Below are 15,466 nucleotides of genomic sequence, written 5' to 3'. Positions count from 1 at the left end.
GCCATCGGCCGCGCCCTCGTGGTGTGTCTGCCCAGCTAGACCCAGGTGTCCAGCCACATGCGTGAACGCCAGGAGTCGATGGGGATCGACGTGCCCGTGTACAGCGGCCAGAAATAGACGAAGTTCCAGGCGATCAGCAGGAACAGCACGCCCGCGCCGGTCGCGCCCGCGACGCGGCGGGTCTCCGAGGAGCCGGGCGGGCCCACGATCGCGCCGATCAGCATCGCCACCGCCAGGCAGAGGAAGGGCAGGAAGACGATGGCGTAGAAGAAGAAGATCGTGCGCTCCTGGTACATGAACCAGGGGAGGTAGCCGGCGGCGGCGCCGCAGGCGATGGCGCCCGCACGCCAGTCGCGGCGGAAGAACCAGCGCCACAGCACGTACACCAGCGCGGCGCAGGCCGCCCACCACAGCATCGGCGTGCCGATGGCGAGGACCTCGCGGGCGCACTTGCCGGCGGCGTCCGTGGGACAGCCCGCCGTGCCCGGGGAGGGCGACTCGTAGAAGTACGAGACCGGGCGGCCGTCGACGATCCAGCTCCACGGGTTGGACTGGTAGTTGTGCGGCGAGGACAGGCCGACGTGGAACTTGTAGACCTCGTGCTCATAGTGCCACAGGCTCCGCAGCCAGTCCGGCAGGAAGGCGAAGCCGCTGCCCTTGCCGTCGTTCGCGGCCCAGTCGCGGAAGTAGCCGCCGCTGCCGTCGGCGGGGGAGCGGATCCAGCCGATCCAGGAGACCAGGTACACGGCGATCGCGACCGGGACCGTGGCCAGGAACGTGATGCCGGTGTCCCGCTTCAGCACGGCCGAGTACGGGCGCCAGGCGCCGGCCACCTTGCGGGCGCCCACGTCCCACAGCACGGCCATCACGCAGAACGCGGCCAGGATGTACAGACCGTTCCACTTGGTGCCGAACGCCAGGCCCAGCATGAGGCCCGCCGCCCAGCGCCACGGGCGCAGCCCGAGGCGGGCCGTCTCGGCCGTGTACGCGTCGGGCCGCACCCGCCCGTCGTCGTCGGCCGGAAGCGCGGCGGCGAGTTTCGCCCGGGTCCGGTCGCGGTCGATCAGCAGGCAGCCGAAGGCGGCCAGCACGAAGAACATCAGCACGCCGTCGAGCAGCGCGGTCCGGCTCATCACGAAGTGCAGGCCGTCCACCGCCATCAGCGCGCCCGCCAGGCAGCCGAGGAAGGTGGAGCGCAGCAGGCGCCGGCCGATCCGGCACAGCATCAGCACCGACAGCGTGCCGAGCAGGGCCGTCATGAAGCGCCAGCCGAACGGGTTGAACCCGAAGATCAGCTCGCCGAGGCCGATCACGTACTTGCCGACCGGCGGGTGCACGACATAGGCCGCGTCCGTGGGAATGGGGACGTGCCCGCCGGTCTTGAGGATCAGGTCGTTGGCGTTCTTGTCCCAGTTGACCTCGAAGCCGCGGTGGACGAGCGCCCACGCGTCCTTGGCGTAGTACGTCTCGTCGAATATCACCGCCTTCGGGCTGCCCAGGTTCCAGAACCGCAGCACGCCCGCCACCAGCGTGACCAGCAGCGGGCCGCCCCAGCCGGACCAGCGTACGAGCCGGTCGGCGAGGGTCCGCGGGACGCCCAGGGCCGCCCACAGGCGCCCGCCGGGCTGCGCATACGGCGGCACCAGCCGGTCGACGACGCCCCTCTCGCCGCTTGCGGGCCCCGCGGAGTGGCCGAAGCGGCGCAGGCGCTGCTGCCATGTCGGCCGCTGGTCGTGCGGGGCCGGGCCCTGCCGGGTGTCCGTGTGGGACGCGGTACTGGTCACCGCGCCATCGTAGGGAACCGTTCCGTGTGAGTCCCGCGCATGGCCCGTACCGGCCGGGACGCGTTCGCCCACGACGGCACTCGGCGTTCGCCCGCGACGGCGCTTGAGAGGATGGGAGGCGTGACTGGAACCCTTGTTTTGGCGGGCACCCCCATCGGCGACGTCCAGGACGCGCCGCCCCGGCTCGCCGAGGAGCTGGCCGGCGCGGACGTGGTCGCCGCGGAGGACACCCGGCGGCTGCGCCGGCTCACCCAGGCGCTCGGCGTCACCCCCAAGGGGCGCGTCGTGTCGTACTTCGAGGGCAACGAGTCCGCCCGCACGCCGGAGCTGGTCGAGGAGCTGCTCGGCGGGGCGCGTGTGCTGCTGGTGACGGACGCGGGCATGCCGTCCGTGTCCGACCCGGGCTACCGGCTGGTCGCTGCCGCCGTGGAGCAGGACATCCGGGTGACGGCCGTACCGGGCCCCTCCGCCGTGCTCACCGCGCTCGCGCTGTCCGGGCTGCCGGTCGACCGGTTCTGCTTCGAGGGGTTCCTGCCGCGCAAGGCGGGCGAGCGGCTGAGCCGGCTGCGGGAGGTCGCGGACGAGCGGCGCACGCTGGTCTACTTCGAGGCCCCGCACCGGCTCGACGACACGCTCGCGGCGATGGCCGAGGTCTTCGGCGCCGAGCGGCGGGCCGCCGTCTGCCGGGAGCTGACCAAGACCTACGAGGAGGTGCGGCGCGGCGGACTCGGGGAGCTGGCCGCGTGGGCCGCCGAGGGCGTGCGCGGCGAGATCACCGTCGTGGTCGAGGGGGCGCCCGAGAAGGGGCCCGAGGAGATCGGCCCCGAGGAACTGGTGCGGCGGGTGCGGGTGCGCGAGGAGGCCGGGGAACGCCGCAAGGAGGCCATCGCGGCCGTCGCGGTGGAGGCCGGAGTGCCCAAGCGGGAGGTGTTCGACGCGGTGGTCGCCGCCAAGCGCGCCGGGGCGTGAGACCTCGCTCACACCCGCTCTGAGCAGGGCGCCTCTCTCATGAGCGGCCGCCCCATGCAGCGGCAAAGAGCCGTCCGGGAAGGCAAAGGGACTTCGGCCGTCGGAGGGACCCTTTGGCAAGCGGGGCCCAAAACGCCTCCAACACTCCCCAGGCCTTGTGCGCCGCCGTCGGCGGAGGAGTTCACTGGACGACGGGACGGCAACCGTCCCTTTTGTCCAGCGGACACGCGGACACGAGGAGCTGGCATGAGCGACATCGAAGGGCGGGGCTTCGGCCACCGCGGTACGGCCACCGCCGTCGTCAACGAGTCCTACTCCTTCGCCTGCATGAGGTGCGGGCACGGGTGGGAGCAGTCGTACGAGATCGAGCACTACACGGACGGCGACGGCCACGAGTGCGTGCGGTACGTGGCGGACGGCCGCCTCGTCCCGTCCCCGCTCAGCCGGCCGAACTGCCAGAACTGCGACGGGCACGTCGTCCGGATCATGCGGGCCGGGCGGGTGTCGTCCGCGCAGAGCCATCTGCACCGGCACGAGGACCACCGGCACGAGCCCCCGCCCGGGGAGGAGGCGGCGGACCGCGCGCAGGAGGTCCACGGCGACCACCACTGGCACCTGTCGGACCTGCTGCACCCCTTCCACCGCAAGGCCGGCTGAGACAAGGCGGGCTGAGGAGGCGGGCTGGGGAAGGCGCGTCCTTGCTGCCGGCGGACGGCGAAGGGTGACGACCGGCCCCTTCCGTAGGATCGGGTCATGCCTTCGAACGCCGACAAGAACGCGGCGCCCCCGCTTCCGGAGCCGCTCCGGATACCGGTCGCCGACTCCCACACCCACCTCGACATGCAGTCCGGCACGGTCGAGGAGGGCCTGGCCAAGGCCGCGTCGGTGGGCGTGACGACGGTCGTCCAGGTCGGCTGCGACCTGGACGGCTCGCGATGGGCCGCCGAGACGGCCGCCGCGTACGACAGCGTCCACGCGACGGTCGCCCTGCACCCGAACGAGGCCCCGCGCATCGTCCACGGCGATCCGGACGGCTGGTCGCGGCAGGGCGCGCGTGAGCCGGGCGGGGACGTCGCGCTCGACGAGGCCCTGGCCGAGATCGACCGGCTGGCCGCGCTGCCCCAGGTCAAGGGCGTCGGCGAGACCGGGCTCGACTACTTCCGCACCGGACCCGAGGGCAAGGCGGCACAGGAGCGGTCCTTCCGCGCCCACATCGAGATCGCCAAGCGGCACGGCAAGGCCCTCGTCATCCACGACCGGGACGCCCACGCCGACGTCCTGCGCGTCCTCAAGGAGGAGGGCGCCCCCGAGCGGACGGTGTTCCACTGCTACTCGGGCGACGCGGAGATGGCCGAGGTGTGCGCCCGCGCCGGCTACTACATGTCCTTCGCCGGAAACGTCACCTTCAAGAACGCCCAGCACCTGCGGGACGCCCTCGCCGTCGCCCCGCTGGAACTGGTCCTGGTGGAGACCGACGCGCCCTTCCTGACGCCGGCGCCGTACCGCGGACGGCCCAACGCCCCGTACCTCGTTCCGGTCACGGTGCGTGCGATGGCCGCCGTGCGCGGCATCGACGAGGACACCCTGGCGACGGCGCTCGCGGTCAACACGGCCCGCGCTTTCGGCTACTGAGCGCACGCGGAGCGCTTTGGAGAGTGACGGGCGCTCCGCTAGGTTCTCGCCGCGTGAGCGATCTGCGGTACGAGACCCGCGAGGCGTACGGCGCATACGAGAACCACGAGGCGTATGAGCCCTACGGGCCGTACAACCCGTACGAGCAGTACAGCCTGTACGAGGGGTACGGGGGTCACGAGGGGTACGGGGGCCGCCATAACCCGTACGGCCCGTACAACCCGTATCAGCAGGTCGGCGGCCTGTACGAGCAGTACGACCCGTACTGGCAGCACGAGCAGGCCGGTGTCCATGACGACGTGCACACCGCGCAGACGCTGCCGTACGGGCCCCAGGGGCCGCCGTACGCGGACACGTACCGGCCCGCCTACGAGGCCGTCGGCCGGTCCGGCGCGCACGAGCCGACCCAGTTGGTGATGCCCCGGCAGACCCGCCCGGCCGGAAGCGGTACGGGGAGCGGCACGGGCGGCGGCGGCACGCACCGGGCCGCGCGGCGGCGCAGGGCGCGGTACACGGAGCGGCCGGATTGTGTGCGCCGGCTGCTGCCCCGCGCGTTGGTCGTCGCGTTCCTGGCGGGCGGGACCACCGCGTTCGTCGCCACGGACAAGGCGATCGAGCTCAGTGTCGACGGCAGCGGGCGCACCCTGCACACCTTCGCCGACGACGTCTCGGGACTGCTGGCCGACGAGGGTGTGCGGCTCGGGCCGCACGACGTGGTGCTGCCCGGCCCCGGGGCCGCGCTCACCAGCGGCGACGAGATCACCGTGCGCCGCGGGCGGCCGGTCCGGCTCACGCTCGACGGACAGCGCCGCGAGGTGTGGACGACGGCGCGCACGGTCGAGGAGGCGCTCGGGCAGTTGGGCGTGCGCGCGGAGGGCGCGCATCTGTCGGTCGCCCGCTCGCAGCCCATCGGACGCGCCGGACTCGCCCTGGACGTGCGCACCGAACGCTCGGTGACCGTCATGGCGGACGGCCGCGCCCGCACGGTCCGCACCAACGCGGCGACCGTGCGGGACGTGGTGCAGGAGGCCGGGATCACCCTGCGGGGCCAGGACACCACCTCCGTGGCGCCGTCCAGCTTCCCGCGCGACGGGCAGACGGTCACCGTGCTGCGGATCACCGGGAGCCGGGAGGTGCGCGAGGAGCCCGTCCCGTTCGCCGTACGGCGCACCGCCGACCCGACCCTGTTCACGGGGACGGAGGTCGTCGAGCGTGCCGGACAGCCGGGGGTACGCCGGATCGTGTACTCCGTGCGTACCGTCAACGGCGTGCGGCAGCGGCCGTGGCGCGTGGAGTCGGAGGTGGTGCGGGCGCCGCGGGCGCAGATCGTGAAGGTCGGCACCAGGGCCCATCCCCGGTCGGTACGGGGCGCCGACCACCTCGACTGGCAGGGGCTGGCGCAGTGCGAGTCCGGCGGCAGGGCGGACGCCGTGGACCCCTCGGGCACGTACGGCGGCCTGTACCAGTTCGACGAGGGCACCTGGCACCGCCTCGGCGGCCGGGGCCGCCCCCAGGACGCCCCGGCGGAGGAACAGACCTACCGCGCGAAGAAGCTGTACGTGAGCCGCAGGTCGAGCCCCTGGCCCCACTGCGGCGACCGACTGCAGGGGTAGGCGCGCGGAGCCGCGGGCGAGCCCCCGACGGCGTCGGCCGCCCCGCGCCCGCCGCCCGCCGTGCACGGGCGGCGTGGGCAGGCGACCGGTTCCACGCCTCCCGTGCCTGCCTTCGCTCCGGAGCGGCCGCGGGTCGGCCCCGCCCCGGGGCGGGGCCGGGTGGGCCTCGTCCCCGGGGCGGCCGCAGGTCGGCCCTCGCGCGCGGGTCGCCGGGGTCGGCGGCGGTCGCGGGCGAGCCTCCGCGCTGCCCCCGTCGTCCCCCGGCGCCGTCCGCCGTGCGCAGGCGAGCCTCCCGCCCGTGCCTGCCTCCGCTCCGGACGGCCGCTGGCCGGCCGCGCTCCAGGGCGGCTGCGGGTGGGCCTCGTCCCCGGGGCGGCCGCAGGTCGGCCCTCGCGCGCGGGTCGCCGGGGTCGGCGGCGGTCGCGGGCGAGCCTCCGCGCTGCCCCCGCCGTCCCCCGGCGCCGTCCGCCGTGCGCAGGCGAGCCGCCGCCATGCCGTGCCCGTCTCCGCTCCGGACGGCCGCGGGTTGGCCCCGCTCCAGGGGTGGTTGCGGGTGGGCCTCGTCCCCGGGGCGGCCGTAGGTCGGCCCTCGCGCGCGGATCGCCGGGGTCGGCGGCGGTCGAGGGCGAGCGTCCGCGCTGCCCCGCCGTCCCTCGGTGCCGTCCGCCGCGCGCAGGCGAGCCTCCCGCCCGCGCCCGCCTTCACTCCGGACTGCCGCGGGTCGGCCCCGCTCCAGGGGCTGCGGGTGGGCCTCGTCCCCGGGGCGGCCGTAGGTCGGCCCTCGCGCGCGGGTCGCCGGGGTCGGCGGCGGTCGCGGGCGAGCCTCCGCGCTGCCCCCGTCGTCCCCCGGCGCCGTCCGCCGTGCGTGGGCGAGCCGCCGCCCCCGTGCCCGCCTCCGCTCCGGACAGCCGCAGGTAGGCCGCGCTTCCGGGGCGGCCGCGGGTGGGCTTCGGCTTCGGGTGGCCGCGGGGTGGGCCCGGTGGCGGTGGCCGTGGGGCGGACCGGTGGCGGTGGTCGTGGCGGTTGCGTTGTTCGCGTCCCCGTACCCTTGTGCCGTGAGCAGCCCCGCCCCCGACGCCCTCCTGGGCCCCGCCGACGTCCGCGAACTCGCGGCCGCGCTCGGCGTGCGCCCCACCAAGCAACGCGGCCAGAACTTCGTGATCGACGCGAACACCGTCCGCCGTATCGTCCGCACCGCCGACGTCCAGCCCGAGGACGTGGTCGTCGAGGTCGGCCCGGGGCTCGGCTCCCTCACCCTCGCCCTGCTGGAGGCCGCCGAGCGGGTCACCGCCGTCGAGATCGACGACGTGCTCGCCGGCGCGCTGCCCGCGACCGTCGCCGCCCGCATGCCGGAGCGCGTCGGCCGTTTCGCGCTGGTCCACTCCGACGCGATGCACGTCACCGAGCTGCCGGGCCCCGCGCCCACCGCCCTGGTCGCGAACCTCCCGTACAACGTGGCCGTGCCCGTCCTGCTGCACATGCTCGACACCTTCCCGAGCATCGAGCGCACCCTCGTGATGGTGCAGGCCGAGGTCGCCGACCGGCTCGCCGCGGCGCCCGGCTCGAAGGTGTACGGCGTGCCGTCCGTGAAGGCCAACTGGTACGCCGAGGTCAAGCGGGCCGGGGCCATCGGGCGCAATGTCTTCTGGCCCGCGCCGAACGTCGACAGCGGACTGGTGTCCCTGGTCAGGCGCACGGAACCGATCGCGACCACCGCCACCAAGCGGGAGGTCTTCGCCGTCGTCGACGCGGCCTTCGCCCAGCGCCGCAAGACCCTGCGGGCCGCGCTCGCCGGGTGGGCCGGGTCGGCCCCGGCGGCGGAGGCGGCCCTGGTCGCCGCGGGGGTCTCCCCGCAGGCGCGGGGCGAGTCGCTGACCGTGGAGGAGTTCGCACGGATCGCCGAGCACAAGGAGACCGGTAAGTGAGCGTCACCGTACGCGTCCCGGCCAAGGTCAACGCCCAGCTCGCGGTCGGCGCCGCCCGCCCCGACGGCTTCCATGACCTGGCGAACGTCTTCCTCGCGGTCGGCCTGTACGACGAGGTCACGGTCACCGAGGCCGACGAACTGCGCGTGACCTGCGCGGGCCCGGACGCCGGCGAGGTCCCCCTGGACCGTACGAACCTCGCCGCCCGCGCGGCACTCGTCCTCGCCGGGCGTTACGGCCGCAGCCCCGACGTGCACATCCACATCGCCAAGGACATCCCGGTCGCCGGGGGCATGGCGGGCGGCAGCGCGGACGGTGCGGGCGCGCTGGTGGCCTGTGACGCCCTGTGGGGCACGAACGCCTCCCGCGACGAACTCCTCGACATCTGCGCCGAGCTGGGCAGCGATGTGCCGTTCAGCCTGGTCGGCGGGGCGGCGCTGGGCACCGGGCGCGGGGAGAAGCTGAGCCCGCTGGAGGTCGGCGGCACCTTCCACTGGGTGTTCGCGATGGCCGACGGGGGGCTGTCCACCCCGGCGGTGTTCCGCGAGTTCGACCGGCTCGCCGAGGGCACGGACGTTCCCGAACCGGTCGCCTCCGAGGACCTGCTGGCCGCCCTGGAGAAGGGGGACACGGCAGCCCTCGCTGCCGCCCTGTCCAACGACCTCCAGCCCGCCGCGCTCTCCCTGCGCCCGTCTCTGGCGGACACCCTCGCCGCCGGCCGCGAGGCGGGGGCCCTGGCAGGCCTGGTGTCTGGGTCGGGGCCGACGACGGCGTTCCTGGTGGCGGACGCCGAATCGGCGTACTCCGTGGCGGAGAGGCTGCGGACGTCAGGGACATGCCGTTCGGTGCGTACGGCGTCGGCGCCCGCGCCGGGCGTGACGCTGCTCTGACGGGGTGCGGCTCAGAGCCCGTCGACGGCCGCCAGGTCGATGTCGATGGCGTAGGGCTTGTCGACCTTGATCCGCTCGCGGTGAATGCCCATGTGCACGTACGCCTTCGTCATGGGGTCGAGTTCGTAGACGTGGATGACGGGTCCGCCGGTGGTCCCGTTCTGCTCGACGCGCCAGAAGTTCGGGATTCCGGCTGCGGCGTATTTCTGCGGTTTGGTCGTGCGGTCGCGGGATTCCGAGTCGGGGGAGACGACCTCCACGGCGAGGAGGACGTCCTCGGCCCGAAATCTGGTCTGGTCCAGCCCGGTGACCGCGTCGGCCCGGACCGCGCTGATATCGGGTTCGGGGCCGTTGCGGTCGTCGAGGACGACGGTCATCTCCCGCTCGACACTGAACTCCGGGCCAAGAGAGCTGCGTAGGCCGTTGACCAACAGGTCGATCACGAGGAAGTGGAAGCGGCGCTGCGGACTCACGAAAACCAGGCTCCCGTCGAGCAACTCGGTGTGCGGCGGGAGATCAGGCAGCGTGAACAGGTCGTCCACGGTGTAGCCGTCCAGCGGCGGCACCGGCCAGTGGCTGTGCTGCTTCACGGACTCGGCAGTCATAGTTCCTCCCATGGACGGGATCCTGCTGTCTGCTTCTCCACCGTAGCGGCCGTATTCCGATCACGTCATCACAGTGAGTGATGGCAGAGCGACGTTCCAGCCCTTTCCTCCGAGGCCCTAACCTAGAAAGCTGACCGACCCCCGCGCACAGGAGTGAAATGGCCGTCAACCTGGTCAATGTCGAGAACGTCAGCAAGGTGTACGGCACGCGCGCCCTGCTCGACGGTGTCTCGCTCGGTGTGTCCGAAGGGGACCGGATCGGGGTCGTCGGGCGCAACGGTGACGGCAAGACCACGCTGATCCGGATGCTGGCCAGGCTGGAGGACGCCGACACCGGACGGGTCACGCACTCCGGCGGACTGCGGCTCGGGGTGCTCACGCAGCACGACTCCCTCGACCCGGAGGCCACCGTCCGCCACGAGGTCATCGGGGACATGGCCGACCACGAGTGGGCGGGCAACGCCAAGGTCAGGGACGTACTGACCGGACTGTTCGGCGGGCTCGACCTGCCGGGCTTCCCCAAGGGCCTCGACACCGTCATCGGGCCGCTTTCCGGCGGTGAGCGGCGGCGGATCGCGCTGGCCAAGCTGCTCATCGAGGAGCAGGACCTGCTCGTCCTGGACGAGCCCACCAACCACCTCGACGTCGAGGGCATCTCCTGGCTGGCACGGCACCTGCGCGAGCGCCGCTCCGCGCTGGTGTGCGTCACCCACGACCGCTGGTTCCTCGACCAGGTCTGCACCCGCATGTGGGACGTGCAGCGCGGGGCCGTGTACGAGTACGAGGGCGGCTACTCCGACTACGTCTTCGCCCGCGCCGAGCGCGAGCGGATCGCCGCCACCGAGGAGGTCAAGCGGCAGAACCTGATCCGCAAGGAGCTGGCCTGGCTGCGGCGCGGCGCCCCCGCCCGTACCTCCAAGCCCCGCTTCCGGGTGGAGGCCGCCAACGAGCTGATCGCCGACGTGCCGCCGCCCCGCGACAGCAGTGAGCTGATGAAGTTCGCCTCCTCCCGCCTCGGCAGGACGGTCTTCGACCTGGAGGACATCACCGTCCAGGCCGGTCCCAAGGTGCTGCTCAAGCACGTCACCTGGCACCTCGGACCGGGCGACCGGATCGGTCTCGTCGGTGTCAACGGCTCCGGTAAGACCTCCCTGCTGCGGGCCATGGCGGACGCCGCCCGCACCGAGGGCGAGGCACAGCCCGTCGGCGGGCGGATCGCCGTCGGCAGGACCGTCAAGCTCGCCTACCTCTCCCAGGAGGTCGCCGAACTCGACCCCGACTGGCGGGTCCTGGAGGCCGTGCAGCAGGTGCGCGAGCGCGTCGACCTCGGCAAGGGGCGGGAGATGACCGCCGGGCAGCTGTGCGAGACGTTCGGCTTCGGCAAGGAGAAGCAGTGGACGCCGGTGGGCGACCTGTCCGGCGGTGAGCGGCGGCGGCTGCAACTGCTGCGCCTGCTCATGGACGAGCCCAACGTGCTCTTCCTCGACGAGCCCACCAACGACCTCGACATCGAGACCCTCACACAGCTCGAGGACGTTCTCGACGGCTGGCCCGGCTCGATGGTCGTCATCTCCCACGACCGCTTCTTCGTCGAGCGCACCACCGACACGGTGTTCGCGCTCCTCGGCGACGGCGCGTTGCGGATGCTGCCGCGCGGCATCGACGAGTACCTGGAGCGGCGGCAGCGGATGGAGCAGCAGGCCGCGGCCGCCGCCCCGGTCCCGGCGCCCGCCGCCGAGCAGGCCGCGCCCGAGCGCAGCGCCGCCGAACTGCGCGCCGCGAAGAAGGAACTGCAGAAGATCGAGCGGCAGTTGGACCGCGTCTCCGAGAAGGAGTCCACGCTGCACGCACGGATCGCCGAGCACGCCACCGACTTCGCGAAGGTCGCCGAACTCGACGCCGAGCTGCGCGCGTTGGCGGGGGAGCGGGAGGAACTGGAGATGCGCTGGCTCGAACTCGCCGAGGACGCGTAGCGGTACGGGCCGCTGCGCCGGGGCGGGCGCTCGCGCCGTGTGAACGGGACGTGTCGGTTTTCTGGAGGGAAGTCCGCCGGGACCGCCACGCATAACGGGCGCGTCACGGGCCGGTTCTCCCTTGGGAACAGGGGCTGACGCGTACCGGTGACGGCCGGGTCGTGAGTGATAGGAATGAGCCGTCCGGGAACTTTCCCGGACGGCTCTGGGCGTGTCGAGACCTCAGGGCATGGCTAAAAAGCAGTGATTGAGGGGGAAGCGCGCTGATGTCCCAGCCGCCCAACCGGCCGCCCCAGGGCGGCTTCGGAGCACCGCAGGATCAGCCGCCACAACCGCAGGACCAGCCGCCGCAGTCGGGCGGCTTCGGCCCCCCGCAGCCGCCGCCCGCGCAGACCCCGCCGGTCCAGGGCGGCTTCGGCGCGCCTCAGGACCCGCGCCAGGCCCCGCCCCCGCCCCCGGCCCAGCCGCCGCAGGCACCGCCCCCGCCCGCAGGACCGCCCCAGCCCCAGCCCGGCTACGGCTACCCGCAGCAGCCCGGGCCCTACGCCCAGCCCGGCCCCTATGGAGCGCCCGCCGCGCCCGGCCCGTACGGGCCGCCGCAGCAGCCGGGACCGTACGGGCAGCCCCAGCAGGCGGGACCGTACGGGCAGCCCGGATACGGCTATCCGCAGCAGCCGCACTTCGCGGGCGCGCCCGGCACCCCGCCCCCCGGCGGCCCCGGCAGCCCGTTCAAGGGCAGGACCGCGGTCGTCATCGGCGCCGCGGTGGCCGCCCTGCTCGTCGTCGGCGCCGGCGTGTGGGCCTTCAGCGGCAGCGACGACGGCAAGAAGCCGGTCGCCGAGGCGAGCGATGACGCGAAGCCCTCGAAGCCCGCCGCCTCCGACGCCCCGGCCGACCCCGGGGACGGCGGCGACGGCAAGGGGGAGACGGAGGACCTCAATGCGGACCGCAAGTCCGGCGAGGCGAAGGTGCTCTGGTACAAGGAGGCACCCTCCGCGCCCGGTGGTGGCGCCGAGGCCCCCGGCATGTGGATCACCGGCAGGACGGCGGTGAAGGCGGCGTACAAGCAGGTCTTCGCCTACAACGTCGCTGACGGTGGTCCCACCTGGGAACCGATCACGTTCCCGGAGAAGATCTGCGCGGTGACACCGCGGAAGACGGCCGGCGACAAGGTGGTCGTGGCCTACATGAGCGGCAGCAGTGACCGCGCCAAGTGCAACCAGCTCCAGCAGATCGACCTGAACACCGGGGCGAAGGGCTGGACCGCCAAGGTCGCGGACGGCGAGCTGTTCGACAGCACGCTCACCATCGAGATGACCGTGGCCGGCAAGACCCTGATGGTGGGCCGCTCGCAGTCGGGCACGGCGTACGACGTCGACAGCGGCAAGAAGCTGTTCGACAAGAAGCGTTACGGCGACGCCTGCTTCCCCGGCGCCTTCGCGGGCGGTGCCCGGCTGATCTCGGTGGCGTCCTGCGGGGCAGGCGGTTCCAACGAGCACGACGAGGTGCAGGAACTCGACCCCGCCACCGGCGCGGTCAAGTGGACCAAGAAGATCCCCAAGAACTGGTCGGTCGAGCGGGTCTACTCCGTCGACCCGGTGATCCTGTACTCGGTGGACGAGGACAAGAAGCACTGGAACATCTCGACGCTGGGCAGCGGCGGCGCCATCCGTTCCCAGGTGGACACCAAGGCGAAGTTCAACGCCCAGTGCGGCTGGGCCATCCTCGCCCGCAAGCTCCAGGGCTGCCAGGCCGTCGCCTCCGACGCCGACACCCTCTACCTGCCCACCGACGTCACCACCGGCGCCAACGAGATCGTCGCCGTCGATCTCGCCACCGGCAAGGAGAAGTGGCGCGTGAAGTCCCCGACGGACACCTCGATGATGCCGCTCAAGGCGGAGAACGGTCAGCTCGTCGTGTACGTCGAGCCGTCGTACCGCGAGGGCGGCCAGGTCGTGTCCGTGGCGACGGCGGGCTCGGCCCACACCCCGGTGAAGCTGCTGCAGAACCCGGAGGGCACCGCGTCGATCGAGAACGGCTTCTACTCGCGGGCCGTCGACTGGGTCGACGGACGCTTCTACCTCTCCACCACCCGGCTGAGCGGAAAGGCCGACACGAAGGAGAAGCTGATGCTCGCCTACGGCAAGTGAGCCCGGCCGGCCGCGTCCCACGCGGCCGGCGCCGCACGCCGTCATGGCCACCCGGCTTCCCCGTCGTCCCGTCCCGCTCAGCTTCCCCGAGGTGCACTTGTCATGACCCAGCCGCCCAACCAGCCGCCGGAGCAGGGCGGTTACGGCCAGTCCCAGGGCCGGCCGCAGCAGCCCGCACCGCACGCACCGCCCGTGCCGCCCGCGCAGGCGCCGCCCGCGGGCGGTCCGGACCTCGCCAAGTCCCCCCAGCCCGCGCCCGGTTACGGCTACCCGCAGGCGCCGCCGCCGCACGGCGCCCCGCAGGCACCGTCCCCGGCCGGACCGCCGCAGCCCCCGTCCGGCTACGGCTACCCGGGCGGGCAGCCGAACCCCTACGCCCAGCCCCCCGCCGGGCAGCCGAACCCGTACGGCGCCCAGCAGCCCGGCTACGGCTACCCCGCCCAGCCGCCGACCGTGCCGCTGCAGCCGCAGACCGGACAGCCCGGCGGCCGGAAGGTCAACGCCCAGGTGGCGATGATCGTCTCGACCGTCGTCGTGATCGCCCTCATCATCGGCACCGGCATCTGGTACTCGCACCGGTCCGACGGCGGCAAGCAGGACACCGCGAACTCCGGCGGCGGCACCGGCGGCAAGGGGGACGACGGCAAGCCTGCCTCCGGCGGCACGGAGAAGGCGCCGTCCGACCCGGCCTCCAAGGTCCTCTACCAGGTGCCGATGCCCGAGGTGAGCGACCTGGTCACCACCAGCGGTTCCTGGCTCACCGGCAAGGCGTACGTCAAGACCGGCGTCGCCGAGGTCGTCGGCTACGACCGGGACAAGGGCACCAAGCTGTGGACGATCGCGCTGCCCGGCCCGGTGTGCACGGCCAGCATCCACTCCACCTCGGACGACCGCACGGCGATCGTCTACGAGCCCGCCATGCCGACCAAGGACCAGCCCACGCACGGCTGCAGCCAGGTCGCCGCGATCGACCTCGACGCCGGCAAGAAGCTGTGGACGCAGACCGTCAAGTCCGGTGACCAGCCCATCAGGCTCGACAACGTCACCGTCAGCGGCGCCACGGTCGCCGTGGGCGGCACCAGCGGCGGCGCCGCCTTCGACATCGCCGACGGCAAGGTCCTGTGGGCCCCGAAGGCGGCCGACACCTGCTACGACGCCGGGTACGGCGGCGGCGCGAAGCTGGTCGCGGTGCGCAAGTGCGGCCAGTACGGGCAGCGTCAGCTGCACATCCAGACCATCGACCCGAAGTCCGGCAAGGTGATCTCGGAGTACAGGATGTCGCAGGGCATCGAGTACGCCGCGATCGTCTCGACCGATCCGCTCGTCGTGGCCGCCGACGTCGGCCAGAGCGCGGGCGACGGCAGCGGCATCTCGGACTTCTTCTCCATCGACAACGGGACCGGCAAGCTGCGCGCCCACATCTCGGCGCCCGGCGACACCTACGCGGCCCGCTGCGACGGCATCAGCCGGGTCGAGGACTGCCGGGGCCTCGCGGTCGGCAACGACCGCCTCTACGTGTCCACCGAGGACCACGACGGCGGCGAGAAGTACCGCAAGATCAACGAGGTTGTCGCGTTCGACCTCGGCACCGGCAAGCAGACCGGCCAGCGCGCCGACTCGGGCGACGGGTACCACATCCACCCGCTGCGCATGGACGGCGCCGACGTCATCGCGTACAAGAGCCCGCCCTACGACAAGGGCGGCCAGATCGTCAGCATCGACGGCAGCAGCTTCAAGCAGACCAAGCTGATGGAGAACCCGTCCTCGCGGGACGTGCGCGACGCGGAGACCTCCATGCTGCCGGAGCGCGCGGAGTTCTTGTACTCCCAGGGCCACCTCTACATGTCGTCGGTCTTCGCCCGCAAGTCGTCGTCCTCGTTCGGCAAGGACTACCTGGCACTCGCCTTCGGAACGGGCGGCTGACC

Annotated in this window: 11 protein-coding genes; 9 read left to right on the top strand and 2 right to left on the bottom strand. The window is 73.0% G+C overall.

All coding sequences use genetic code 11. The features are described 5' to 3' along the window. Nucleotides 1-35: 35 nt before the first annotated feature. The gene (locus CG719_RS25835; protein WP_100571077.1) at nt 36-1,784 is read right to left on the bottom strand and encodes a dolichyl-phosphate-mannose--protein mannosyltransferase; all 1,749 of its coding nucleotides are present in this window, start codon (nt 1,782-1,784) and stop codon (nt 36-38) included. Nucleotides 1,785-1,904: 120 nt separating this feature from the next. On the opposite strand from CG719_RS25835, the gene rsmI reads away from it, so the two are divergent. The 6 genes from rsmI (at nt 1,905) to CG719_RS25805 (ending at nt 8,813) form a co-directional block, all read left to right on the top strand. After that, nucleotides 1,905-2,753, top strand: coding sequence for a 16S rRNA (cytidine(1402)-2'-O)-methyltransferase (gene rsmI, locus CG719_RS25830; protein ID WP_100571140.1), 849 nt, complete (start codon nt 1,905-1,907; stop codon nt 2,751-2,753). Nucleotides 2,754-2,999: 246 nt separating this feature from the next. Beyond that, on the top strand, nt 3,000-3,410 hold the full coding sequence (locus CG719_RS25825; RefSeq protein ID WP_100571076.1) for a hypothetical protein: 411 nt from the start codon (nt 3,000-3,002) through the stop codon (nt 3,408-3,410). Between the two features lie 96 nt (nt 3,411-3,506). After that, nucleotides 3,507-4,385, top strand: coding sequence for a TatD family hydrolase (locus CG719_RS25820; protein ID WP_100571075.1), 879 nt, complete (start codon nt 3,507-3,509; stop codon nt 4,383-4,385). 53 nt (nt 4,386-4,438) lie between these two features. Further along, nucleotides 4,439-5,998 (top strand): resuscitation-promoting factor, encoded by a 1,560-nt coding sequence (locus tag CG719_RS25815; RefSeq protein ID WP_234375758.1) that lies wholly within the window; start codon nt 4,439-4,441, stop codon nt 5,996-5,998. Nucleotides 5,999-7,053: 1,055 nt separating this feature from the next. Beyond that, on the top strand, nt 7,054-7,923 hold the full coding sequence (rsmA, locus tag CG719_RS25810) for a 16S rRNA (adenine(1518)-N(6)/adenine(1519)-N(6))-dimethyltransferase RsmA (RefSeq protein ID WP_100571074.1): 870 nt from the start codon (nt 7,054-7,056) through the stop codon (nt 7,921-7,923). Beyond that, nucleotides 7,920-8,813, top strand: coding sequence for a 4-(cytidine 5'-diphospho)-2-C-methyl-D-erythritol kinase (locus CG719_RS25805; RefSeq protein WP_100571073.1), 894 nt, complete (start codon nt 7,920-7,922; stop codon nt 8,811-8,813). Before rsmA ends, CG719_RS25805 begins: the two co-directional genes overlap by 4 nt. Nucleotides 8,814-8,824: 11 nt before the next feature. Here CG719_RS25805 and CG719_RS25800 read toward each other — a convergent pair whose 3' ends face one another. After that, nucleotides 8,825-9,418, bottom strand: coding sequence for a Uma2 family endonuclease (locus CG719_RS25800; RefSeq protein ID WP_100571072.1), 594 nt, complete (start codon nt 9,416-9,418; stop codon nt 8,825-8,827). Nucleotides 9,419-9,576: 158 nt separating this feature from the next. Between CG719_RS25800 and CG719_RS25795 the strand changes: the two genes are divergently transcribed. The 3 genes from CG719_RS25795 (at nt 9,577) to CG719_RS25785 (ending at nt 15,464) form a co-directional block, all read left to right on the top strand. Further along, entirely contained in the window at nt 9,577-11,391 is a 1,815-nt protein-coding gene (locus tag CG719_RS25795; RefSeq protein ID WP_100571071.1) for an ABC-F family ATP-binding cassette domain-containing protein, read from the top strand. 266 nt (nt 11,392-11,657) lie between these two features. Beyond that, a complete protein-coding gene (locus tag CG719_RS25790; protein ID WP_100571070.1) occupies nt 11,658-13,541 on the top strand; it encodes an outer membrane protein assembly factor BamB family protein in 1,884 nt (627 codons plus the stop codon). 102 nt (nt 13,542-13,643) lie between these two features. Then, nucleotides 13,644-15,464 carry an outer membrane protein assembly factor BamB family protein gene (locus CG719_RS25785; RefSeq protein ID WP_100571069.1) on the top strand — a complete coding sequence of 607 codons (1,821 nt, stop codon included), beginning with the start codon at nt 13,644-13,646 and terminating at the stop codon, nt 15,462-15,464. Nucleotides 15,465-15,466 lie beyond the last annotated feature (2 nt).

The sequence above is a fragment of the Streptomyces sp. CB01373 genome (assembly GCF_002803075.1).
GTDB lineage: Bacteria > Actinomycetota > Actinomycetes > Streptomycetales > Streptomycetaceae > Streptomyces.
The sequence above is the reverse complement of the archived record's forward strand: the minus strand, read 5'-3'. Positions and strand labels throughout refer to the sequence as shown.

What these genes read in the sequence shown, in the direction of transcription:
- CG719_RS25825 (WP_100571076.1), top strand. Translation starts at nt 3,000, where the DNA reads ATGAGCGACATCGAAGGGCGGGGCTTCGGCCACCGCGGTACGGCCACC.
- CG719_RS25820 (WP_100571075.1), top strand. Translation starts at nt 3,507, where the DNA reads ATGCCTTCGAACGCCGACAAGAACGCGGCGCCCCCGCTTCCGGAGCCG.
- CG719_RS25800 (WP_100571072.1), bottom strand. Translation starts at nt 9,418, where the DNA reads ATGACTGCCGAGTCCGTGAAGCAGCACAGCCACTGGCCGGTGCCGCCG.
- CG719_RS25795 (WP_100571071.1), top strand. Translation starts at nt 9,577, where the DNA reads ATGGCCGTCAACCTGGTCAATGTCGAGAACGTCAGCAAGGTGTACGGC.
- CG719_RS25790 (WP_100571070.1), top strand. Translation starts at nt 11,658, where the DNA reads ATGTCCCAGCCGCCCAACCGGCCGCCCCAGGGCGGCTTCGGAGCACCG.
- CG719_RS25785 (WP_100571069.1), top strand. Translation starts at nt 13,644, where the DNA reads ATGACCCAGCCGCCCAACCAGCCGCCGGAGCAGGGCGGTTACGGCCAG.